The 21,184-nt window shown below is 36.6% G+C and carries 25 protein-coding genes; 1 reads left to right on the top strand and 24 read right to left on the bottom strand.

Annotated features, from left to right (window positions below):
* Nucleotides 1-21: 21 nt before the first annotated feature.
* From hslU to AWW83_RS05210, 20 genes are all read right to left on the bottom strand, one after another.
* Nucleotides 22-1,437, bottom strand: a complete 1,416-nt coding sequence (gene hslU, locus AWW83_RS05300; protein WP_092349604.1) for an ATP-dependent protease ATPase subunit HslU — start codon at nucleotides 1,435-1,437, stop codon at nucleotides 22-24.
* Between the two features lie 33 nt (nucleotides 1,438-1,470).
* On the bottom strand, nucleotides 1,471-2,007 hold the full coding sequence (gene hslV / locus AWW83_RS05295) for an ATP-dependent protease subunit HslV (protein ID WP_092349664.1): 537 nt from the start codon (nucleotides 2,005-2,007) through the stop codon (nucleotides 1,471-1,473).
* A 22-nt stretch (nucleotides 2,008-2,029) separates the two neighbouring features.
* The gene (gene rpoN, locus AWW83_RS10135) at nucleotides 2,030-2,758 is read right to left on the bottom strand and encodes an RNA polymerase factor sigma-54 (protein ID WP_268761457.1); all 729 of its coding nucleotides are present in this window, start codon (nucleotides 2,756-2,758) and stop codon (nucleotides 2,030-2,032) included.
* Between the two features lie 7 nt (nucleotides 2,759-2,765).
* Entirely contained in the window at nucleotides 2,766-3,518 is a 753-nt protein-coding gene (locus AWW83_RS10130; protein ID WP_268761456.1) for an RNA polymerase factor sigma-54, read from the bottom strand.
* Nucleotides 3,519-3,524: 6 nt separating this feature from the next.
* Nucleotides 3,525-4,121: a DUF3109 family protein gene (locus AWW83_RS05285; protein WP_092349601.1), complete on the bottom strand. Its 597-nt coding sequence runs from the start codon at nucleotides 4,119-4,121 to the stop codon at nucleotides 3,525-3,527.
* Between the two features lie 56 nt (nucleotides 4,122-4,177).
* The gene (locus tag AWW83_RS05280) at nucleotides 4,178-5,905 is read right to left on the bottom strand and encodes a glycoside hydrolase family 57 protein (protein ID WP_143713898.1); all 1,728 of its coding nucleotides are present in this window, start codon (nucleotides 5,903-5,905) and stop codon (nucleotides 4,178-4,180) included.
* Between the two features lie 19 nt (nucleotides 5,906-5,924).
* Nucleotides 5,925-6,224, bottom strand: coding sequence for a DUF3467 domain-containing protein (locus AWW83_RS05275; protein ID WP_092349595.1), 300 nt, complete (start codon nucleotides 6,222-6,224; stop codon nucleotides 5,925-5,927).
* A 115-nt stretch (nucleotides 6,225-6,339) separates the two neighbouring features.
* On the bottom strand, nucleotides 6,340-7,725 hold the full coding sequence (locus AWW83_RS05270; RefSeq protein WP_092349592.1) for an NAD(P)(+) transhydrogenase (Re/Si-specific) subunit beta: 1,386 nt from the start codon (nucleotides 7,723-7,725) through the stop codon (nucleotides 6,340-6,342).
* A gap of 22 nt (nucleotides 7,726-7,747) precedes the next feature.
* On the bottom strand, nucleotides 7,748-8,056 hold the full coding sequence (locus tag AWW83_RS05265; protein ID WP_092349589.1) for an NAD(P) transhydrogenase subunit alpha part 2: 309 nt from the start codon (nucleotides 8,054-8,056) through the stop codon (nucleotides 7,748-7,750).
* Nucleotides 8,057-8,078: 22 nt separating this feature from the next.
* Nucleotides 8,079-9,218: a Re/Si-specific NAD(P)(+) transhydrogenase subunit alpha gene (locus AWW83_RS05260; RefSeq protein ID WP_092349586.1), complete on the bottom strand. Its 1,140-nt coding sequence runs from the start codon at nucleotides 9,216-9,218 to the stop codon at nucleotides 8,079-8,081.
* Nucleotides 9,219-9,286: 68 nt separating this feature from the next.
* Nucleotides 9,287-9,991: an SDR family NAD(P)-dependent oxidoreductase gene (locus tag AWW83_RS05255; RefSeq protein ID WP_092349583.1), complete on the bottom strand. Its 705-nt coding sequence runs from the start codon at nucleotides 9,989-9,991 to the stop codon at nucleotides 9,287-9,289.
* 19 nt (nucleotides 9,992-10,010) lie between these two features.
* On the bottom strand, nucleotides 10,011-11,159 hold the full coding sequence (locus tag AWW83_RS05250; protein WP_092349580.1) for a threonine synthase: 1,149 nt from the start codon (nucleotides 11,157-11,159) through the stop codon (nucleotides 10,011-10,013).
* Entirely contained in the window at nucleotides 11,116-12,012 is an 897-nt protein-coding gene (locus tag AWW83_RS05245; RefSeq protein ID WP_092349577.1) for an eIF2B alpha/beta/delta subunit family protein, read from the bottom strand. The genes AWW83_RS05250 and AWW83_RS05245 overlap by 44 nt, the downstream gene beginning before the upstream one ends.
* Nucleotide 12,013: 1 nt before the next feature.
* Nucleotides 12,014-12,826 carry a hypothetical protein gene (locus AWW83_RS05240; RefSeq protein WP_092349574.1) on the bottom strand — a complete coding sequence of 271 codons (813 nt, stop codon included), beginning with the start codon at nucleotides 12,824-12,826 and terminating at the stop codon, nucleotides 12,014-12,016.
* A 22-nt stretch (nucleotides 12,827-12,848) separates the two neighbouring features.
* Entirely contained in the window at nucleotides 12,849-14,252 is a 1,404-nt protein-coding gene (locus AWW83_RS05235; protein WP_092349571.1) for an OmpP1/FadL family transporter, read from the bottom strand.
* The gene (locus AWW83_RS05230) at nucleotides 14,249-14,806 is read right to left on the bottom strand and encodes a hypothetical protein (protein ID WP_092349568.1); all 558 of its coding nucleotides are present in this window, start codon (nucleotides 14,804-14,806) and stop codon (nucleotides 14,249-14,251) included. Before AWW83_RS05230 ends, AWW83_RS05235 begins: the two co-directional genes overlap by 4 nt.
* Nucleotides 14,803-15,780, bottom strand: coding sequence for a hypothetical protein (locus tag AWW83_RS05225; RefSeq protein ID WP_092349565.1), 978 nt, complete (start codon nucleotides 15,778-15,780; stop codon nucleotides 14,803-14,805). The genes AWW83_RS05230 and AWW83_RS05225 overlap by 4 nt, the downstream gene beginning before the upstream one ends.
* Nucleotides 15,781-15,861: 81 nt before the next feature.
* Nucleotides 15,862-16,623, bottom strand: coding sequence for a hypothetical protein (locus AWW83_RS05220; protein WP_092349562.1), 762 nt, complete (start codon nucleotides 16,621-16,623; stop codon nucleotides 15,862-15,864).
* Nucleotides 16,624-16,696: 73 nt separating this feature from the next.
* Nucleotides 16,697-18,838 (bottom strand): TonB-dependent receptor, encoded by a 2,142-nt coding sequence (locus AWW83_RS05215; RefSeq protein WP_092349559.1) that lies wholly within the window; start codon nucleotides 18,836-18,838, stop codon nucleotides 16,697-16,699.
* A complete protein-coding gene (locus AWW83_RS05210) occupies nucleotides 18,835-19,374 on the bottom strand; it encodes a hypothetical protein (protein WP_092349556.1) in 540 nt (179 codons plus the stop codon). Before AWW83_RS05210 ends, AWW83_RS05215 begins: the two co-directional genes overlap by 4 nt.
* Before the next feature lie 63 nt (nucleotides 19,375-19,437).
* Here AWW83_RS05210 and AWW83_RS05205 point away from each other — a divergent pair, with 63 nt between their 5' ends.
* Nucleotides 19,438-19,683, top strand: a complete 246-nt coding sequence (locus tag AWW83_RS05205) for a hypothetical protein (protein ID WP_092349553.1) — start codon at nucleotides 19,438-19,440, stop codon at nucleotides 19,681-19,683.
* Here AWW83_RS05205 and AWW83_RS05200 read toward each other — a convergent pair.
* Genes AWW83_RS05200 through AWW83_RS05185 form a run of 4 tightly spaced genes read right to left on the bottom strand, consistent with a single transcriptional unit; the run spans nucleotide 19,680 to nucleotide 21,172 of the window.
* Nucleotides 19,680-19,991: an MTH1187 family thiamine-binding protein gene (locus AWW83_RS05200; RefSeq protein WP_092349550.1), complete on the bottom strand. Its 312-nt coding sequence runs from the start codon at nucleotides 19,989-19,991 to the stop codon at nucleotides 19,680-19,682. The two genes, AWW83_RS05205 and AWW83_RS05200, sit on opposite strands and share 4 nt — an antisense overlap.
* 9 nt (nucleotides 19,992-20,000) lie before the next feature.
* On the bottom strand, nucleotides 20,001-20,255 hold the full coding sequence (locus tag AWW83_RS05195) for a hypothetical protein (RefSeq protein WP_092349547.1): 255 nt from the start codon (nucleotides 20,253-20,255) through the stop codon (nucleotides 20,001-20,003).
* A gap of 4 nt (nucleotides 20,256-20,259) precedes the next feature.
* Entirely contained in the window at nucleotides 20,260-20,424 is a 165-nt protein-coding gene (locus tag AWW83_RS05190) for a hypothetical protein (protein WP_234697253.1), read from the bottom strand.
* Between the two features lie 49 nt (nucleotides 20,425-20,473).
* Nucleotides 20,474-21,172 carry a porin family protein gene (locus AWW83_RS05185; protein ID WP_143713897.1) on the bottom strand — a complete coding sequence of 233 codons (699 nt, stop codon included), beginning with the start codon at nucleotides 21,170-21,172 and terminating at the stop codon, nucleotides 20,474-20,476.
* Nucleotides 21,173-21,184 lie beyond the last annotated feature (12 nt).

Below are 21,184 nucleotides of genomic sequence, written 5' to 3'. Positions count from 1 at the left end.
AGAGCGAAAAATTTAAATGGATTACAAAATGTAACGGCTCAAATCCCTATCTTTCACAATTGCAGAAAGTTTTTCTTGAACGAACTCTTTTGTTATCAGAATTTTTTGACCTTTGAGCTTTGGTGCGTCAAAAAGAATATCTTCAAGGAGCGTGGTCATAACAGTTTGAAGTCGCCTTGCTCCGATGTTTTCAAGTTGCTCGTTTACTTCAGCTGCGTAATGTGCGATTTCTCTTATCGCCTCATCTGTGAATTCTATTTCAACACCTTCGGTTTCAAGCAATGCTTTGTATTGTTTTATCAAAGCGTTTTCGGGAAGAGTAAGGATTTTAACAAAATCCTCTTCGGTCAAGGGGTTAAGCTCAACTCTTATTGGGAATCTTCCTTGTAGTTCAGGAATTAAATCGCTTGGTTTTGCAACATGGAAAGCCCCAGCTGCGATAAAGAGAATGTGATCTGTTTTTACAATGCCATACTTTGTCATAACATTTGAACCTTCAATAATTGGTAGCAAATCTCTTTGAACTCCTTCTCTTGATACATCTGGACCAACGGTGTAGCCACCCGGATTGGCTATCTTGTCAATTTCATCTATGAAGACAATTCCAAGATTTTCAACTCTTCTGATCGCTTCACGAATTACCGCTTCCATATCAATTAATTTTTGCGCCTCTTCCTGAATTAGATAATTTCTTGCTTCTGCTATCGTCATCCTTCTTTTTTTGTATCGTTTTGGAATTACATTTTCAATTAAATCTTGCATCGTCATAGCGAAGTCATCAACTGGGAAAGGTCCGAGAATTTGCATCCCCGGCATTGGTTGTGATGAAACTTCTATTTCAATTGTTCTTTGATCAAGTTTTCCTTCGCGAAGTTGTTTTCTTAATTTTTCTCTCGTTTGTGTCATTTCATCATCTTCGTATTCATTTTCAAATTCCTCATTCTCGCTGTATCTTTTGCGCTTTTTCCTCGGGAGCAAAATGTCAAGCAATCTTTCTTCCGCAAGTTCTTTCGCTCTATCTTTAATTTCTTCCATTTTTTCCATTCGCACCATATTCACAGCTATGTCAACAAGTTCGCGGATCATTGATTCAACATCTCTTCCGACATATCCAACCTCTGTGAATTTTGATGCTTCAACTTTAACAAACGGCGCATTTGCAAGTTTTGCGAGTCGTCTTGCTATTTCAGTTTTTCCAACCCCTGTTGGACCTATTAAAATTATATTATTCGGCGTGATTTCTTCTCTTAACTCCGGCGGGACTTGTTGCCTTCTCCATCTGTTTCTTAAAGCAATTGCAACCGCTCTTTTTGCTTGATCCTGACCGATTATGTATTTATCAAGCTCTTTGACGATTTCTTCAGGTGTTAAATCTTTCAAATCCTTTTTCTGCTTTATCTCAACTTCGTTTGTTTCTTTTCTTGCGTTGTAAGCCATTTTCGTTTTGTGAGTTTTTGTTTTGAAATTTTTTTACAGTTCTTCTATAACGATGTTATGGTTTGTGTAGATACAAATGTCTGCAGCAACTTTAAGGGATTCTTCAACAATTTGCCGTGCTGTTAAGTTTGAATGTTTAACAAGAACTCTTGCTGCTGCAAGCGCATAACTTCCGCCAGAGCCAATTGCGACGATTTTATCATCAGGTTCAATGACATCACCTGTTCCTGAAATTATGAGAGCATTTTCTTTATCCATTACAGCCAGAAGGGCTTCAAGGCGTCTTAGGTATTTATCCATTCTCCAATCTTTTGCAAGTTCTGTTGCAGCGCGTAGCAAATTGCCTTTGTATTGTTCAAGCTTTGCTTCAAATCTTTCCATAAGCGCGAGGGCATCAGCCGAAGCGCCTGCAAATCCAACTAGTATCTTATTATTGTAAATTTTTCTAACTTTTTTAGCACCGTGTTTCATTATCGTATCTGAAAGAGTTACTTGACCATCGCCACCCATAACTGCTTGTCCGTTGTGAATTAAGCCAAGTATCGTTGTTGATTTTATAATTTTTTCCACTGATTTATCCGAAAATTTGTTTTTATTCAATTCTTTTTCTTAATCTTGCTGTTGGAATCCCGAGCTGATCTCTGTATTTTGCAACGGTTCTTCTTGCAATGTTATATCCCTGTGAGCGTAAAATTTCAGCAATTTGATCGTCGCTCAAAGGTTTTTTGGGATCTTCCTGAGCGATTATCTCTTTTATCTTTTCTTTTATTTCTTTGTTTGAAACTTCACCGCCATCTGCGGTGTTAATTTTTTCGCTGAAAAGATCTCTCAATTTGTAAATTCCAAAATCTGTCTGCACATATTTTTGATTAACCGCTCTGCTTACTGTTGAAATGTCAACCCCAGCTTTTTCAGCTACATCTTTGTAAATCATAGGTTTTAAACCTTCGCCTGTTTCAAAAAACTCCCTTTGCAACTCAACGATCGCACGCATTATCTTCAAAAGAGTTTCTCTCCTTTGATAAATTGACGCAACAAACCATTTTGCTCTTGAAAATTGTTTTTTTATCTCCTCTTTCAATTCCGGGCTCAAATTCTTTTGCTTTTTAAAGAGATTGTAATAAGTTCTATTGATGCGAATCATCGGCACGCTTTTCTCGTTTAGAGTTATAACAAAATCATCTCCAATTCGTTCAACGATAAAGTCGGGGACGATGTATTCTTGAATTATCGCTTTTCCTTCGCCAGGTTTCGGATTCAAACGCTGAATTATCTGAATTACCTCTTTCAGTCTTTGCTCGCTTAAACCAAATCTTTTCATCAGTTCATCATATCTTTTTTTTCATAAAGTCATCATACGCTTCATTTAAAATTCTAATCGCCAGATTTTTTCTATCCTCCGGGAAATCTCCAACTTCAAGTTGAACGAGGAGACACTCTTTTAAATCTCTTGCTCCAATCCCTGGCGGATCAAGACGTTGAATTTTTCTTAACACTTCCTCAACTTCTTCAGCTGTCACCTCCATTTTTTCTCCAAGCCGTAAATCTTCCGCTATCTCTTCAACGCTTCTTATAAGATATCCATCTTCGTTTATGTTTCCGAGAATTTCCTCAGCGATTCTCATCTCTTTCTCGTTTGCAATCGGTGCAAGTTGCTCAAGGAGTTTTTCTTCAAGCGTTTCAACGGCTGGAGGTTGCCACGGTAATTCATCTTCAAGGTCCTCCCCAATTACATCTTTTGTTTTCGGGATAGTGGCTTCTTCATCCTCATAACTTCGCATGAAATCTTCAAGTGTGAATTCTTCTTCTGGCTTCGGAAGAGGTTCTTCGGTTAACTCTTCATATTCTTCTTTTAGCTCTTCTTTAACCGCTTGATCAAGTTCTTGATTATCCGACAGCTCAAGGTCAAGCATTTCTTCAATTGATTGTTCAAGTCCCTCTTCAAGAAATGGATTTTGTTCAAGTTCTTCTTTGATTTTTTGTTCAAGCTGGACGATTGGGATTTGAAGGAGCTTGAGGTATTGAATTTGTTGCGGGGTTAATTTTTGTTGTAAGGTTTGATATTGTCTGTATTTTAACACCTTGCTTCACCTCCCGTTGTTTAGTGATTCAAAAATTTTAACCATTTTATTGAACCATTCCTGTCCAAAGTGTCTTGTGAGAGCAGGTTTAAGGAATTCGTAAAGTTTTATTTTTTCTCGTTCGCCTTTTTTAATTGCAGGTTTGCACTCTGAAATTTTAACATATTTTAAAACATCTCCACCGACAAGAGCTCCATTTAAACTGTAATTTCTCAAAGGGAAGAGATGACAAGATACAGGTTTTCTAAAAGAAATTTCTCCGTTTAAAAATGCCTTTTCAAAAGAACATCTTGCAATCCCATTCTCCCAGAAAACGAAGACACATTCACGATTATTGATGCACTTGGTTGAATATCCAATTTCAGTTTTTTCAAAAAATCCATTTTCTTCAATGAACTTAACATTTTTTTCTGGCAGATATTTCTTCACAACAGATAGAGAATTTTTTATGAGGTCAATTTCCTCTTCAAGCAGTGGCGCTCCATATTCACCTTCCATAAAGCAACAAGCCCCTTTGCACTTTTCAATATCACAGGCGAAATACGAATTTGCAATCTCGGGGTCAATAAAAATTCCATCTATGAATATCGCTTTACCGCTCATAATAATTTGATTTTATCAATTATCGTGCCAAAGTTAAATTAATAAAAAAATTCAAATTACGGAAATTCAACATCTGCCCACCATTTCAAATCAATATCGTCAAAAACATTATCTTTTTCAGCGCATTCAACGACAAAGTTCCAGTCCTCAAAACTTAACTCGCCAGTTGCGACATAATTTTCAATTATATTTGCGATTCTTGTGAAATTTTCGTTGTGAAGGATAATCCTTGCTTCTGCGTAATCACGAGCTGAAATTGTTGAGATTAAAAATTGCCAGTCCGATGCTTGCAGGAGCAAAAGTTCCCTTGCAAGTTGCTTTAACATAAAGATCAATTTTTCATCTTTTGAATCAGCGTATTTTTTTGCAAGTTCTTTCATTTTAAATTCATTTGGATAAATGTGACGCCAAGTCCATTCTGTGTCCTTATTAAGCCATATGTAGTGATAACCGCCCTCTCCCCAAGAACCTTCGGGAAGCGAAATGACAGTTGAAGGTTTAAGTTTTTCAATTGCTTCTGAAGCAGTTGCTGGCTTTACAACTTCTGATTTGCTCAACTTTTGAAAGACCTTTTTTAAAAATCTTGGTCCTTCAAACCACCAATGTCCAAATAGTTCCGTATCATACGGTGCGGTTAAAACTCCCGGCTTTCCTGTTTGTTCAAAATATTCTTTGAGCGTTGTTGTGATTAATTCAACGAAGTGTGAAGAATTTTCCTCAAGACGTTCTTCAACTTTTTCAATTTCATATTCAAGTTTATCCGCAAGGTCAGCTTTTGAATTCGTAACACGCCAGTATCTCAATCCACTTGGAAATTTTTTCTTGTGAAAATCAAGATACCAACCATCTCCCGGATAACCCCATTCTCCGCTCCAGACCTGAAGACCTGTTTTAGGGTCTCGTGTTAAAACTGCAACAGGTTTTTTCCCAGGTTTGCCTGAACTTACAAGATAAATCTCATATGGTGATTTTTCTTCCTCGGGTCGGTATTTGACCTGTGATTCAAATTGTTCCCAAAGTTTTCGCAATCCCTCAAATCTCTCAATATAAACTCCGATCGTTTTCCCACCTTTCAAGGTTGCGGTATCAAAAAAGAAAAATTCAATTCCGTTTTCGGATAAAAATTCATCTATGCCTTTCCTTTCATATTCTGTCTCTGTTAAGTTCTGCTCTGGCTGGACCGGCATTTTCCATTTATACGCAGGTCTATAGGCGCACTCTGGCAACCATATTCCTTTTGGTTTTCTGCCAAAGTATTTCTCATAAACCTTTACACCAAGTTTAATCTGAGCTTGAACACTTGTATCAAGCGCAAGAAGCGGGAGATAACCATGCGTTGCTGCACAGGTAATTACTTCAATATGCCCTTCATCTTGAAGATGTCTGAATGCAGAGATTAAATCTTGGTTATATTCATCGTTGAAGCTTTCTTTTATGTTTTGGTAGTATTCTTTCCAGAACTTTGCAATTTTTGCGAGATTTTTTCGCCCTGTTCTTGTGAATTCAATTTCGTCTTGTTCTGCAAGTTTTATCCTCATATCAAGATATTGCAAAAACTCTTCAACGAAATCTCTGCTTGAAAGTTGCTCTGCAAGAATTGGTGAAATGTTGATCGTAATTTTGAAATTGACATTTTCTCTTTTTAATTCGTTGAAGACATTTAGCAATGGGATATAACATTCGCTTGCTGCTTCGTTGAGCCAATCCATTCCGTGTGGCCATCGTCCATGCCCAATTACATAAGGCAGGTGTGTGTGAAGGACAAGAACAAAATATCCAAACATTGTAACCTCCGCAATTTTGTTAAGGTTTAAAGCCAAGCATTTTTTGATCTGATTCCCCAAAGATTTTTATTTCTCCGAAAGTTGCTTCATACTTTTTTATGTTTTCATCAAGCGCTTTTAAAAGAAGTTTTGCATGTTGCGGTGTCATAATTATTCTTGCAAAGACCTTTGCCTTTGGGACACCGGGCAAAATTCGTGTGAAGTCAATTACAAATTCAGCAGGGGAGTGAGTTATGATTGCAAGATTTGAATAGATTCCTTCTGCTTCTTTCTCACCAAGTTCAATGTTAATTTGCTGTGGTATTGGTTGTTCTGTCATGGCTTTTTATTTTTAATTTAAATTTTTCCCCGCTTATCTTCAAAAATTTGTTAAGTCGTTCAAAAACAAAAAATCCCCGACATATGTCGGGGATCTTTCAAAGTTCAAATTCAAATTATGACTCTTTTAAAGCATTTATCAATTCCTGAACCATTTTCTTTGCGTCTCCAAATAACATCAAAGTGTTATCAGCTGCAAAAAGCGGATTTGGTATCCCAGCAAATCCGGGCGCTAAACTTCTTTTTATAACAACGACGGTTTTTGATTTATCAACATCAAGAATAGGCATTCCTGCGATTGGGCTGTTTGAATCAGTTCTTGCAAGCGGATTCACAACATCATTTGCTCCAATTACAATTGACACATCCGTTTGCTCAAAAGTTGGATTTATTTCGTCCATTTCTTTAAGCTTTTCATAAGGTATATTTGCCTCCGCAAGAAGGACATTCATATGTCCGGGCATTCTTCCAGCGACTGGGTGAATTGCAAATTCAACTTCAATTCCCTTTGATTCAAGAACTTTCATAAGGTCTCGGACTGCAAATTGGGCTTGTGAAACAGCCATTCCATATCCGGGGACTATAACGACACGTCTTGCATTTTCAAGCAACATTGCAATTTCTTCCGGGCTTGCTGATTTTATCTTGCCTCCATAGACCTTATCTTCATCTGTTTCCGCAACTATTTCACCAAATCCACCAAACAAAACATTTGTAAGAGACCTGTTCATTGCTTTGCACATAAGATTTGTCAGTATAATTCCGGATGCACCAACAAGCGAACCAGAGATAATTAAAACATTATTGTTTAAGACGAAACCAGTTGCGCACGCAGCAAGTCCCGAATACGAGTTTAAAAGTGAAATAACAACAGGCATATCCGCTCCACCAATTGGGATCGTGAGCAAGACACCAAGAATTGATGATGTCGCAACAAGATACCAGTAATAGTTCATATTTTTCTCCATTCCGAAAATAATTCCAAAAATAATTGATGCAAGAGCGAAGATTATTTTTACAATTTGTTCACCTTTGTATCTAATCGGTCTTTCTTCAATCAAACCTTCAAGCTTTGCAAATGCAACCATACTTCCCCAAAATGTCACAGCACCGATCAAACCAGAAGCAACCGTTGCAACTGTTTCCTGCGTTCCCATTGCTTTATTTAGCTCAATCGCTTCAATAAACGCAAGTGCAGCAACTAAAGTTGAAGCGCCACCACCAAATCCATTAAATATCGCAACCATCTGTGGCATAGATGTCATCGGAACTTTCAAAGCGGAAATTGCACCAATTGCAGAACCGAGAATAAAACCAAGAATTATAAGTTCATAACTTACGATTGATTTATCCATTAATGTGACGACAATCGCAATTAACATTCCAAGTGCGCCAAGAAGATTTCCCCTTACTGCTGTTCTCGGATGAGATAAACCTTTCAATGCGAAGATAAATAAAGTTGAAGAAATTAGGTAAGCTATATTTACAAATGCTTGTGGCATAGCAGGTTCTTTTTTGTTTTAATTATGATTTTTTCTTCTCTTTTTGGTCTGTTTTCGGTTTCTGGAACATTTGAAGCATTCTGTGCGTGACAAGAAAACCACCAACAACATTTATCGTCGCAAATGTAACCGCAGTAACTCCAAGTATAGCAGCAAGCGTCGTATATTTTGCTCCAGCTGCAATTATTGAACCAATTATTGTAATTCCAGAAATAGCATTTGATCCAGACATCAGCGGAGTGTGAAGAATAGGTGGAACTTTCGTTATGACTTCAAAACCGACAAATATAGCAAGAACAAAGATTGTTAACGCTGCAATGAAGCTGTCCATGTTCGTTTAAAATTTTTTGTTTTTAATCAAAAATTGAATTTGTAAGTTTTCCATCTTTTGTTAGCAATGTGCTTGATAAAATGTCGTCGTTTAAGTTAATGTTAATTTCGCCATTTTTAATTAGAAGCGAGCAAAAATTTGTTATGTTTTTTGAATACATCTGACTTGCGTGATAGGGAACAGTAGCCGGGACATTCACCGGTCCAATGATCTTTACACCATACTTTTCAACGATTTCACCCGGTTTTGTTAATTCACAATTTCCTCCTCTTTCAGCGGAAAGATCAACTATAACCGAGCCCGGTTTCATTCCTTTTACCATTTCTTCGGTTATCAAAACTGGTGCTTTTTTACCCGGAACCGAAGCAGTTGATATAACAACATCGCTTTCAGCGACAACTTTTGTAAGCATTTCTCTTTGTCGTCTGTAAAATTCCTCTCCCATATCTTTTGCATAACCTCTTTTATCTTCCGCTTCCTGAGATTCAAGCCCAAGTTCAACAAATTTCGCACCTAAACTTTCAACTTCCTGTTTTGTTGCAGGTCTTATGTCGTAAGCTCTTACAACTGCGCCCAATCTTCGTGCTGTTGCAATTGCTTGAAGTCCAGCAACACCCGCACCAATTACGAAAACATTCGCAGGCAAAATTGTTCCAGCTGCTGTTGTTAACATTGGAAACATTTTTGGAAGATAACTCGCAGCAATTAAAACTGCCTTATAACCTGAAATCGTCGCCATTGAAGATAAAACATCCATACTTTGTGCTCTTGAAGTTCTTGGCAAAAGTTCAAGCGCAAAAGAGATAACCCCTTTCTGTGCGACTTCTTCAATCAAATCTTTCGCAAGGAATGGCTCCATAAAACCAATCAAAATCTGCCCGTTTTTGAGCAAAGCAATATCTTTTTTACCTTCAACTGGGTTTGCTCCAAGAGCCCTGACTTGAAGGATGACATCAGCGTTTGAAAAAACTTCCTCTCTTGATTTTACAATTTGAGCCCCTTTTTCAAGATATTCTGAATCCGGATACCCGGCTTTTTCTCCAGCCCCGGACTCAACTATAATTTCTGCGCCCATCTTTTTGAAGTTTGGAACATTGGCTGGTATAAGTGCTACTCTTGTTTCTCCCGGATAGGTTTCCTTTGGAACTCCGATTTTTATCATAGGTTCTCATTGTTTATTTTAAATTTTGCATTCAAAATTAACAAAAAAATTCCGTTTTTCAAAAATTTCTAAACTTTACCCGGGAATTTTATGACTGCGCCATTTATATTTTTCGCATCTTCGGAGCAGAGAAAAGAAATTAATTTTGCAATTTCAATCGGCTCAACCCATCGTGAAAAATCCATCGCTGGCATGCTTTTTTTGTTTTCTTCGGTTGAAATTATACTCGGCAATATAACATTGCAGGTTATATTGAAATCCTTCACTTCTTCTGCGATTACTTCCGTAAGTGAAATTAAACCTGCTTTTGAAACTATGTATGCACCTTTTCCCGGGGAAGGTTTAAGAGCAAGCATAGCGGAAATGTTCACAATTCTTCCATATCTTTTTGGAATCATATCTCGTAAAGCCCATTTAGAACACAAAAAAGCAGAGCGAAGATTTACATCAAGCATTTCATCAAATTTTTCCTCTTCAAGTTCAAAGATCATCTCACCTTCGTAATATCCACCAGCACAATTTATCAAGAAATCAACTCCGCCGTTTTTCTTCACAATTTTAAAAATTTTTTGAACATCTTTTTCATCCGTTATATCTGCTTTTATCCCTGTCAAATTTTTATTTTTGAGCAGATCCTTGAAGACAAGTTTAAATTTTTTGTCTTTTCTATAAACTGCGAAAACATGGGCTCCATTTTCAAGAAAATATCTAACAACCACCGAACCAAGCCCGCCAGTTGCTCCTGTTACAACGACATTTTTTCCTTCAAACATTGTTTTGTCTCTGTTTGTTTTAAAAATACTTTAATCCAGAAGCAGTGTTAAAAATTACAACAACATCATCATTTTTCATAAATCCGTTTTCAACTAATTTTTTAAGCGCAACAGCCGTTGCTGCACCTTCGGGGCAGAAGATAATTCCTTCAACTTTTGCAAGTTCTTTCATTGTGTTAATTATTTCATCGTCATCAACTTCAAGAGCAAGCCCGTTGCTTTCGTTTATAATTTCAAGAATTAATCTATCTGCAAATGGTTTTGGGACACGAAGCCCGTAAGCCAAAGTTTTCGCATTTTCCCAGAACTCAGCTCGCTTTTTGCCCTCTTTAAACGCCTTAACTATCGGAGCACAACCGCTTGATTGAACCGCAACCATCCTTGGAAATTTTTTATCAATTAATCCCACCTCAATCAATTCTTTAATTGCAATCCATATCCCGATCAATCCCGTTCCTCCGCCTGTTGGATAGATTATCCAATCGGGAACGTTCCAGCCAAGTTGTTCAACGATTTCAAATCCGAGCGTTTTCTTTCCCTGCAAACGATATGGCTCTTTCATAGTTGAAATGTCAAAATAATCTTTTCGCTCCTGAATTAACTTAACAGCGTCGGATATTAAGCCATCAACAAGTTTAATTTCAGCGCCGTAAAATTTGCATTCTTTTAGTATTAATTCAGGGGTATCCTTCGGTGCGCTTATGAAACATTTAATTCCTGCTTTGGCTGAATATGCGCTTAAAGCACCACCTGCATTTCCAGCGGTTGGGACAGCAACCTTGCTTATTCCAAGTTCAATTAATTTTGAAACTGCGCAGGACATCCCACGTGCTTTGAATGAAAGAGTTGGGTTAAAAGATTCATCTTTCAAAAATAAATTTTTTAACCCAAGCAAATCCCCAAACTTTTTCAATTTAATTAACGGCGTCCATCCCTCGCCAAGGCTTATAACATTTGCCTCATCAAGCACGGGCAAAAACTCAAAATATCTCCACATGCTGTCAATCCTTCTTTTGAAATCATCTTTTTTAACACTTTTTCTAATCCCGTCATAATCATAAATTGCAATCAATGGCTCGTTGCAATTGACGCAGTATGTTTGAATTTGTCTGTAGTCAAATTTTTCACCGCAAACCGAACATTTTAGATGTAGGATGAATGATTTCATTTGAGTTTAAATTTTGGTTTGTGAAAATTCCAAAGTCGGTTATGTAGTTTGAGATAAATTCAGCGGAAACTAATTCAAAAATTAAATCAAGGTTCGTTAGTTTCTCTTTTCTTTTGATTGTGAAGGCGTTTCTTGCGAGTTTTTTGTAATCAAATTTTAAATGTGTGATTTTCAAAAAGTCTGCTAAAACAATCGTGTCTTTATCCGATAATTTTGCAAGTTTAAAAACAGAAGATGTTCCCGCTTTGTTAAGAATTTTTCCATCTTCAAAAATCGCATCACATCCAGAAAGCACGAAATCAACATTGTTTAAAACATAATCAATTGCAAAATCATTCACCAGATAAACATTTATTCCGTTTTCAGCAAGTTTTTCAGCCATCGTTTCACCTTCACAATTTGGGCACGATCGGAAGATATAAACTTTGTGAATCTTGCTTCTAACATTTTTAAGCACATTTAAAACTGTCCCGCTATAACTCAATGTAGCAGTTGAAAATTTTTTTATGCTTTTCAGGTTTAACCATTTCAAAAAGTTTTCGGTTATCTTTTGAATGGAGATATTTAACCCTTGTTCAATTTTTTCAATTTCCGTCAAAGCGACTTTAATTCCGCCGGATTTTAAACTCTTCTGAATAAGATAAACAACATTGTGAAGTTGAAACAGAAGAGGATGATTATCTTTTAAATCATTTTGAAGTTTTTTCAGGAATGTTGAGAATTCTTTTTCACTTTTGGTCTGCAATGACTTTGTCTTGATGACTTCAATCAGCTTTTGCGATAGGATTGACGCACCGGATGTTTTATCCTGTAAAATTTCCCTTAACTTATCCTCAATTTTATGGTTTCGCATCTCAAATTTTTCCCTTTTCACGAGCGAAAATAAAGTAAGCTGAGATCAAAACAAAGAAAGAAATCAAAGTTGAAGCGATGAAACTTTCGGATGGATTTAGACCTTCTCCTTTGATGACGATTTCAGAGGGAACTTGAATTTGTTGAACGGAAGTTATTTGCTTTTTTCTTGGATAATAAGGTCCAGCTTCTTTCACATCAATAATTTTGAACTCAAAATAATAATCATAAATTTCGTTTTCCGTCTCAACTGGTAGATAAAGCCCGATTCTTTTTCCGATGTTGGCTCGGATTTCCTCTAACTTTTTGCTGTCGTTGAAATCAGCAACTGGATAGAAATTAACAACTTCAAAGTCCCCTGAGATTGAAATCACATTATCAGCAGGTGCGAGATGAAGTTCAACAAATGCATTTTGAAAAACATCAATTGCATCTGTTTTTAAAACAACCGGGGAATAATTGAATTCGTTGAAATAGTTAAAGTTTAAAACCTTTGATGAGCGTGTGTTGATGAAAATTTGGGCATCATTCAAAGCAAGTGAAATTTTCTCACTCCTTTTGTTTTTCAATCGCAAGTGGATAAATGATTCATCAATCACAAATTCAACAGCGATGTTTGAATCCGAAAAGTAAAGTTTCTCTCTTTCAACTGGCTTAACAAGTTTGTAAACATACTCATATTTTTTCCCGAATGGGAAGGGATTGGGAATTTTCGTAGATGGAACATTTGCAGGGGATGGATTATCTTTCGTTGTTTGTTTTGAAGCACTACAGCTCCAGAAAATGATTAAAGCAAGTAAAATAAAACGCTTCAACTTTCACTTCCCCGTTTTATTTTTAAAATCTATATCGCAGTGTCAGAACAAAGTTTCGTATTGTGTTTTCTTCGTCTGTGATTAATGCATAAAAATTGTTGTTATGTATGTAGCTGTATTGCGTGTGAATTGTGTTCCATTTTCCATTTATGTATGCGAAATCAATGAGAAGTGTCTTTTGTAAAAGAACGGTGAAACCAAAAGTTAATAATTTTGTTGCTCTGCTTGAAATTCCTTTGTCCTCTGCGTATGGAGATGGTCTGTAAGAATATCCTGTTCTTACTTTGATTTGCTGTAAAAATGGAAGTGTCACCTCAACACCAGCGCTTAAATTTACTGTTTCGGTGAATATCTGCTTTATATCTCTGTTAAGTTGGACGAGGTCCGGATTATTTTTAAACTCCATCTGTCTCCAATCAACATAAACCATATCTCCTGCAATTAAAACAATATCTTTTATGTTAAACGAAGCTCCAGCGCCGAAATAAAATGGTGATAAAACACCATATCTTGAAGTTCCAGAGTATGAATCAGAAAATTTATCTCCATTGTCAAATGAGCTTTCTCCACTTCTTGTATAATTTTCTTTGACGCTGATAGATGCTGGCAATCTCGTCATAAGTCCAATTCTGAAAATGTTGCTTCTATACATTAATCCTGCATTTGCGGAAAAACCGCTTATGGTTGCATCAATTATGTCCGAAACTGTTAACTCTTTAAAATCCCACGGATAATTTGTGTAATAATTTCTTGTGTCGCTTTCAATGAATTGCCTGTCGTATTTGTAACTTCCCGACACGATTGAAATTGTTGCTCCGACGGATAAATTTTCCGCTATATCAATTGCTCCAGAGATAAACCAATTGTTAAGTCCACCACTCTCGTAAAGTGTTATTTTTTGAGAAACATTGTTCAAAATTTGTGTTGCTCCTGTTGAATCTTCAAGTCCAAGTTTCCAAGCAAGGTCGTAATCTGGATTTGGGTCGTAAAGTGATGGGACAATTGAATTTTGCGTGTTAAAAAGTGAAATTGAAAGTGTCCCTGTAAAATCTGAAATTCTCGTATAACCACCAGCGAATACCAAACTACCGCGAATTGTCGGGATTGGAAGAACAAGAGCGATTGAATTTAAATTTGTTGCTGTATTTTCAAAAGAGTTTGAATATCCCCATACCCTTGTTGAATTCGTCAATGCAAGATAATTTAATCCACCTGCGAATTCAAATCTTTTCACCTGTGCAAGTCCAGCGGGATTCCAAAAGATGGCTGAATAATCATCCGAGACACCGATGTAAGTAAATCCAAGTCCGATGGCTCTTGCACCAACTCCAAAATTTATATTTGAATATCTTAAAGCGTCATCTGGAAATTGTGCGAATGAAAAATTCAAGGCAAGAGTTAAAATTATGAGTGTTAACTTCTTCATTTTCTCCTTGAACCGATTTTTCTTTTTGCTTCTTCTGTTGTGTTTGATTCTCTGGATTGCTCTCTTGAACCTTCGTTTGAAGAGCGAACCGATGGGGTATTTCTCCCATCATTTGACTTTGTTGTATCACTTTTCCCAATTGAAGAAGTTGATGATGGAGTTGTATCTGCTCCTGATTTTGGAGGGGTTCGGGTCGGTGGTGGAGGTGAAAACGATTCATTCCCTGTTGAACGATGCGAGCCGAAATCTCTTGTTCGCTCTGGCGTTGCAATAGGCGTTGAACCTTGCCCCCGAGATGTATCGGGTGGATTGTTTATCCACCAAAACCACCACGGTGTGTTGTAATAAACCCACGGCGATGAAGTGTGCGCTGGAATAAATTCATAATAATAAGCAAGCTCAGAAAGAGAATGACAACTTGCACAATTGCTTCGGTAATTGACATAAGATGTGTAAGTTTCACCAGATGAACCAGTATAACTTATTTCAGGGTGCTTGATGATAGTATAACAACCAGCGAAAAAAATCAAAGTTAAAAAAATTGCTTTCTTCATTTTCTTCTATTTCCTATTTGTCTTCTATGTTGTTCGGGTTGATTTGAATTGTTTGAATTGTTAATTTGAATTTGTGGTGAATGATTTATAACGCTCGGTCTTTGGAAATTGTGCTGTGGAATTTCAATCAATGTGCTTCTGCCGGTTTCGTAATCTCGGTAAATTTCAATTGAATTTCTATGCGTTCCGCTTCTTCTTGGTGGAGAGCTTCTTTGTGGAGGCGTTGAATTTTCTCTCGGTGAATTTGAATTTCCATCTCCCGACCTTGGGACGATTCTCGGCGTTAATGGTGTCCTTGTTGAACCTGTATCCCTTGGTCTTTCTGCATCTTTTCCTCTTTCAATAGAAGGTGATTCTCTACCCGAACCAGCTGGTTTTCTTAAACTTCCACCACTACTTTGAGAAGCACCATCTGAGGATGTTCCCTTTGGAGTTGTTCTTGATGGCGGTTGCGCAATGTTTGGAGTTTCATTCGTGCTTGAAATTCCACCACGAGTTGAGCCAAAGTTTCTCGGTCTGTAAACTATATTTTTTCCGTCACCGGGCGAATAATACGGATTGTTTATTATAACGATGATCGGATTTCTGTACCACCACGGATAATAATACCACATCGGGAAATACCAATAGTATGAGTACCAGTAATATCTGTTCCACCAGTACCAATCCCAATCCCACCAGTAATAATCAAACCAATATGGGTCGTAATACCACCATTCTCCCCAGCCAACGGCAAAGCCCGGAGTGTAGTATCTGAAAAAGAGATAATATCTTGGGTAGGGAAGATAATAACGATAAACAAATCTGTGATAAACCCAAGTGTCATAGTTGTAATCATAATTTTCGGAGTAATAGCGATATTCTTTTTTCGGTTTGGATTCTGAATAACCTTCGTCTTCTTTCAAAGTCCCAATTTGAGTATAGCAACCCCAGAATAAAGCACTTATCAAAACTGACAAAATTAATTTTTTCATTTCTCACACCTCCTGAAATTGTATGCGATTTTTTCTCTCAACTACTTTAACAATGTGGAAGAGCAAAAAATTCTCTCGTTATTAAAAAGATTGAATATATTCAAGTTTTACAACTCTTGAATTTCCGGGTTCTTTGTTTATAAGTATATCTTTCCAGTTGAGTTCAAGGGTAAATCCATTTCCTAATGACCATCTAATTCCTGCGTTAAGGTAGCCTTTCCCGCTACCAAGTGCATTTGCGGAATTATCGTTATTTGCGAAATTGTATTCAACCGCAATTGTTATATCGCTTCCGACTGTTTTATCAAAGCCGATGTAATAGTTCAATGATTTGTCTCCGTCGTCTTTTTCCAAGCTATAATTTATCCCACCGTGAATTGAAGAATATCCAAGAAATTTAAATGACTTGCTTGCGACGGCGAAAAATCCGGGTGATTTGAATTCGTATCTTTTCAAGTTGTCAATGTAATTTTCTCTTCCTTGTGAATCAAATCCAATTGCGATTGCTGGGAAATTAAGAGCTTCGTCAATTATTCTAATTTTTAAGTTTACACCGGGGAGTTTAAACCAGTTTACACTTCCGTTGCCTATGATTTTGCTTCCGCCGTATGAGATTCCGAAATTTAATCTGTTAAATGCTGAAGCTGTGAGGCGCAACATAAGACCGCCGTCGGAGAAGAAATCAGCGTCAAGAGCAACGCTGTTTGATTTTAAAATTCCAGCGGTTGGCATATCAACTATAAATCTTTGCTGGAAATTTGCACCCGCACCCGCTGAACTTTGAGCTATACAAAGGCTTTGTAAAGTGATCAGGAAAAGAACAAAGAAAATTTTTTTCTGCATCTGCTTAATCTCTCGTTGTTTATGTTTTCACTTTAAGATAAAAAATTTTTTTGAAGTTGTCAATAAACATAAATCAAATTTCAAACTCAACAGAAACATTAAAACTTCTAATCGGTGCCAAATTTCCGACTATTTCAACATAATTGTATTGAAGCAGATTATTCACATTAAAAAACAAACGCAAATTTTTAAAGTTTAATCCGGCTCTTGCATCAACGACATAAATTGGAACTCTTGCTTCTGCATCAGGGACGATTAATTTTAAAAGTTCGTCTATTCTCTCATACTTGCTTATAAATCTGAAATCAACCCCGATGAAGAAAAATTTATAACTTAAATTTCCATTTGCGTAAAAAATATGCCTTGGTCTGTATTTCAAAATTGCATCTTCACTCAAATCCCACGGGTTGAGGTATGTATATCCAAGAGAAAAATTAACTGGACTTGCGGGGAAAAGATTTAAACCAATTTCAGCGCCTTGAATTCTTGCTTCTGTGACATTTTTAAAAATTATCTTTCCGTCCACATCAAAGACAGGTTCAATCAAATTCCAGTAATGGTTCCAGAAAATTGCTATATCAGCCGAGATGATAGGATTAATGAATCTTGAACCAATTTCAAATGATATTGCTCTTTCTGGTTTTAAAGATGGGTTTGGTTTTACGGTTACGCCAGCTGCTGTTGTGCTTGTGAATGCCTCGCTTATAGCCGGGGCTCTGAAACCTGTCCCAAACGAAGTCCTCAAACTTAACATTTCGCTCAACCTGTACAGTGCGTTCAATTTTGGATTTATCTGACCTGTGTATTTCAAAGTGTCAAGTTTGTAAAGGTCATTTCTCAAACCATAGGAAAAAGTAAATTTCTCAGTGGCTTTGAATTCATCTTGAATATAAAGAGCAATTGAATGTGAATTTCTTCTACCAAACAGAGAGGATTTAACAAGATTAAATGTTCCATCTATCCCGAATATGAGATAATGCTTTTCGTTAGGTTGATAATTTATTTGAAACTCGTAATTTGTCAGCCCTGCTGTGCTTCGGTTTTGAGGAGTTGCGTTGTCATTCCACTTGTTTCTGAAAAATCCAGCACGAGCAATGTAAAAAAGGTTTGAAGATAAAATTTTCTTGAATTGAACAAGGGTGTTAAATCTTTCTGAACTCACCATCGCCCCAATGTCTTCATCTCTGGGTCTTAGAGCGTTTCTTAAATTTTTCCAGTAGAAAAATGTCTCGTTCTTCTGACGCAGATAATTGAAAAGGAAATTTATCGTTGAGTAAGCGGAGAAGTTGTATTTAAACTTTGTGAAAATATTCCATCTGTGATAGTTTTGATTTTGTTTATAACCCTCGTCAATTCCTCTTTGAATGTGGATTAATGTTCCAAGGTTTCCAATCATTCCGTTAAATGAGGCAAATCCGCCGTAATAAAATCTATCTCTTTCGCTCCATCTCCATTGTGCATAATATGGCTTGTCATACATTCCGAAGTAAGTTCTGAATCTAAAATTTTTTCTTTGCGAAGTTTCTTTTGTTATGACATTTATAACTCCGCCAATTGCGTTTGAGCCGTAAAGAGCAGAGCCAGCGCCTTTTACAACTTCAATTCTATCAATTTGCCACACTGGTATCGCTTCCCAGATAATTTCGCCGGCGTCACCTGTCAAAAAAGGCATTCCGTCAAACAAAATTAAAACTCTTGTCCCCGTGCCACGACTATATCCGCTTGAACCACGAATGTTAATTTGATACTGAATTATATTCACGCCCGGAACATAGCGAAGTATGTCATCAACTTGAAGATTGTTTCTTGAAGAAATTAAATCTGATTCAACAACATTTGTGCTTATCGGAATTTCGCTTAAAGTTTGTTCTCTTTTTGTTGCGGTTATGACAACTGGTTCAACTGTGTAAGCTGTCGGTTTCATTTCAATTAAAAGATTCGTTTCACGGGATGGTGCAATTTCAATTTCTATCCTTGTGGTTTCATATCCAATTGCTGAAAGTTTTAAAATATACTTTCCGGCTGGAATGTTTTTGATTTTAAACTCGCCTTTTGCGTCGGTAGCAGAACCAAGAAAAGTGTTTTCAATTATCACATTTACGCCGAAAATTGGTTGCTTTGTTTCTACATCAATCACTTTACCTGTTAAGTTTCCTGTTTTCTGCTGAGCAAGGGATTCAAGAGAAAGCAAAAATAAAAAAATTAAAACCTTCATCTTTCAAAATCCTGATTTTGTTTTAAGAGCAAAACTCCGATTATCTCGGAAATTTTAAAAGGTTGTGGAGGAGGATTGTTGAAATCGCAGTTTATGTTTATGTTTCTTAGAAACTTCCCATACGGAATGTAAATTGATGTTGGAATTGTGTCTTCCGGGGTTGTGTCATAAACACCGATGGCTTTCCAATCTGAAAAAATGTTTGAACCGTATTGAAGTGCAACGACGATGTATTCCCATTTTCCTGTATCAGCAAGAACTTGGTATTTTGTTGAATCAACTCTTTTAGGTAAGGTTTCGCTAAATTTTGCTCGTCCCTGTATAACTTCGTTTATAATGTCCTGCGGTGGATATTTTCTGAATGCGACTACCCTTAAATCGTAGATTGAATCAGGCCATGTTCCTTTGAAATAAACAGTTCCACCAAATCCAGGTTCTTCATAAGTTGGTGATGTTTCGGTTTCGGGAGGTTTCAAACCGTGATCACAGGAGAGAAGAAGAATCGGAATGATAAGCATAAAAATTTTTGCCCGCATATTTGCAAAACTTTTTTTCTTTTTTTATCTTTTGAGAAATTTAAAAAGAAAAAACTTAACAAAATGGCGAAACCAAAAGAAAGAAAGCAAAAGGTTCTTTTTCAAAAGCACGAACTTCCTTTTTCAAAGAAAAACTTTTTTGTGATCGGGCTTGGCATAGTTTTGATTTTCATCGGGTATTATCTTATGGCAATTGGAGGTGTTGATAGTTTTATCGCTGTGACGCTTGCACCGATAATTTTGTTCATTGCGTATGTTATTATCATACCTTTTGGAATTTTGAAAAAGTTTAAAAGCGAAAAGAATTAACCTTTTTTGACGCTTCGTCCGAGTTTTTCTTCAACGCTTCTGACCTTGCTCTCAATTGCACCTTTTCTGCCTTTTCTGTAATCAATTCTTATTGAGATTGATATTCTGTTGCAATCCTCTTTAAGTGCTTCAAAACATTTCTTGATCGTATCAAAGACCTCATCCCATTCACCTTCAATTATCGTTCCCATTGGTGTTAATTTGTATTCAAGCCCACTTTTATCAACTATGTCAATGCATCTTGCAACAAACTTGCTTACACTTTCACCCTGACCGATTGGGGTCATACTGAATTCACAAAGCAACATTTTCAAGTGTTAATTTTGTTTTTTATTGAGATAATCAATGTATAAACTCTGAATGCAATCGCCACAGAAGTAATAAAGTTTTTCAATTCCAATTGCTCTTTCAACTAATTCTTCTTTATCAAAAAATTTCCCACAAAGTGTGCATTTTGCTTTTGAGGAATATGGATTTTGCGAGCGTTCTTGTTTTAATATCAAACCATAACCATAAAAAATTGCAAAAATTACGATTAAAACAATCACCGCAATGCCGATTAATCCAACCATTCGTTTATTTCTCTTTCTTTACGACATATTTTTCGTAAATCTCACGCAATCGTTTCATTGAGAGCGAGTCAAGGTCTTCATCGTCTTTGTGTCTTTTTAAAAACATTTCAAAATCGTATTTGTCTTTCCCTTTCAATCTGTAAGAAATTCGCTGTAGTTCTTCAATCATCTTTTTTTGTTCTGCGTATGTGGTCATATTTGGTTTTTGTGTTAATTTTTTAAAACGAGAACACAAGCCCGAGAACAAATGTCATTGTATCAAAATTAACCCGAGTTCTAAATGGGGAAGGATCAATCTGAATTATATAACCGTTATAGTTTATCTGGTTATCGGTAAATTTGCTTTCAACTTCAACGATTGGATCACGAAACTTTAATTCTCCTTTTAAGCCAATTTTTTCCGTAAAATTGAATTGAACGCCAGACATCACATGAATTCCGAGATTAACAGGGGATTTTTGAATTTTGCTTTTGAGATTTAGAATTGATTTTGAAAAATTGCCTTTGTATGCACCAATTCCACCGCCTATGTAAATTTGCCATTTTTGTGAACTAAACGGAGCAACGAAAAAAGCACTTAATTCAGCAATGTAAATCGTGTATCTATCTTCAATCGGGATTCTTAAATTTGCGTTCCCAACTCTGCGAATTAAATAATCTGATATCGTCTTATCAACAGATTCAATTGACAATCCGACGAAATATCCTTCTGTAACTTCATATTTGAAATCGCCAGAGAAACCAAACCAGTTGTTTATTTCATTTGAAAAATCCCGTAGAGCCCTATCGCTTGAAATAACATTTGGATAAACGAATGCGGATATGACATAATTAAAGTTCAAGGCAAGCGTTTTCCTTGATTGGGAAAACGCTGTGCCGAAAATTAAAAACAAGGTTAGAAAAATTTTTAGACGCATAGTGCTCAAAAT

This window comes from Candidatus Chryseopegocella kryptomonas, assembly GCF_001536065.1.
Taxonomy (GTDB): domain Bacteria; phylum Bacteroidota; class Ignavibacteria; order Kryptoniales; family Kryptoniaceae; genus Kryptonium; species Kryptonium kryptomonas.
The sequence above is the reverse complement of the archived record's forward strand: the minus strand, read 5'-3'. Positions and strand labels throughout refer to the sequence as shown.

Coding starts and splice junctions, on each gene's coding strand:
- AWW83_RS05250 (WP_092349580.1), bottom strand. CDS start 11,159: ATGAAATCATTCATCCTACATCTAAAATGTTCGGTTTGCGGTGAAAAA.
- AWW83_RS05225 (WP_092349565.1), bottom strand. CDS start 15,780: ATGAAAAAATTAATTTTGTCAGTTTTGATAAGTGCTTTATTCTGGGGT.
- AWW83_RS05260 (WP_092349586.1), bottom strand. CDS start 9,218: ATGATAAAAATCGGAGTTCCAAAGGAAACCTATCCGGGAGAAACAAGA.
- AWW83_RS05210 (WP_092349556.1), bottom strand. CDS start 19,374: ATGCGGGCAAAAATTTTTATGCTTATCATTCCGATTCTTCTTCTCTCC.
- AWW83_RS05270 (WP_092349592.1), bottom strand. CDS start 7,725: ATGCCACAAGCATTTGTAAATATAGCTTACCTAATTTCTTCAACTTTA.
- AWW83_RS05235 (WP_092349571.1), bottom strand. CDS start 14,252: ATGAAGAAGTTAACACTCATAATTTTAACTCTTGCCTTGAATTTTTCA.
- AWW83_RS05255 (WP_092349583.1), bottom strand. CDS start 9,991: ATGTTTGAAGGAAAAAATGTCGTTGTAACAGGAGCAACTGGCGGGCTT.
- rpoN (WP_268761457.1), bottom strand. CDS start 2,758: ATGAAAAGATTTGGTTTAAGCGAGCAAAGACTGAAAGAGGTAATTCAG.
- AWW83_RS05200 (WP_092349550.1), bottom strand. CDS start 19,991: ATGTTGCTTTGTGAATTCAGTATGACCCCAATCGGTCAGGGTGAAAGT.
- AWW83_RS05230 (WP_092349568.1), bottom strand. CDS start 14,806: ATGAAGAAAGCAATTTTTTTAACTTTGATTTTTTTCGCTGGTTGTTAT.
- AWW83_RS05280 (WP_143713898.1), bottom strand. CDS start 5,905: ATGTTTGGATATTTTGTTCTTGTCCTTCACACACACCTGCCTTATGTA.
- AWW83_RS05205 (WP_092349553.1), top strand. CDS start 19,438: ATGGCGAAACCAAAAGAAAGAAAGCAAAAGGTTCTTTTTCAAAAGCAC.
- AWW83_RS05275 (WP_092349595.1), bottom strand. CDS start 6,224: ATGACAGAACAACCAATACCACAGCAAATTAACATTGAACTTGGTGAG.
- AWW83_RS05190 (WP_234697253.1), bottom strand. CDS start 20,424: ATGATTGAAGAACTACAGCGAATTTCTTACAGATTGAAAGGGAAAGAC.
- AWW83_RS05195 (WP_092349547.1), bottom strand. CDS start 20,255: ATGGTTGGATTAATCGGCATTGCGGTGATTGTTTTAATCGTAATTTTT.
- AWW83_RS05245 (WP_092349577.1), bottom strand. CDS start 12,012: ATGCGAAACCATAAAATTGAGGATAAGTTAAGGGAAATTTTACAGGAT.
- AWW83_RS05220 (WP_092349562.1), bottom strand. CDS start 16,623: ATGCAGAAAAAAATTTTCTTTGTTCTTTTCCTGATCACTTTACAAAGC.
- AWW83_RS05185 (WP_143713897.1), bottom strand. CDS start 21,172: ATGCGTCTAAAAATTTTTCTAACCTTGTTTTTAATTTTCGGCACAGCG.
- hslU (WP_092349604.1), bottom strand. CDS start 1,437: ATGGCTTACAACGCAAGAAAAGAAACAAACGAAGTTGAGATAAAGCAG.
- AWW83_RS05265 (WP_092349589.1), bottom strand. CDS start 8,056: ATGGACAGCTTCATTGCAGCGTTAACAATCTTTGTTCTTGCTATATTT.
- AWW83_RS05285 (WP_092349601.1), bottom strand. CDS start 4,121: ATGAGCGGTAAAGCGATATTCATAGATGGAATTTTTATTGACCCCGAG.
- AWW83_RS05215 (WP_092349559.1), bottom strand. CDS start 18,838: ATGAAGGTTTTAATTTTTTTATTTTTGCTTTCTCTTGAATCCCTTGCT.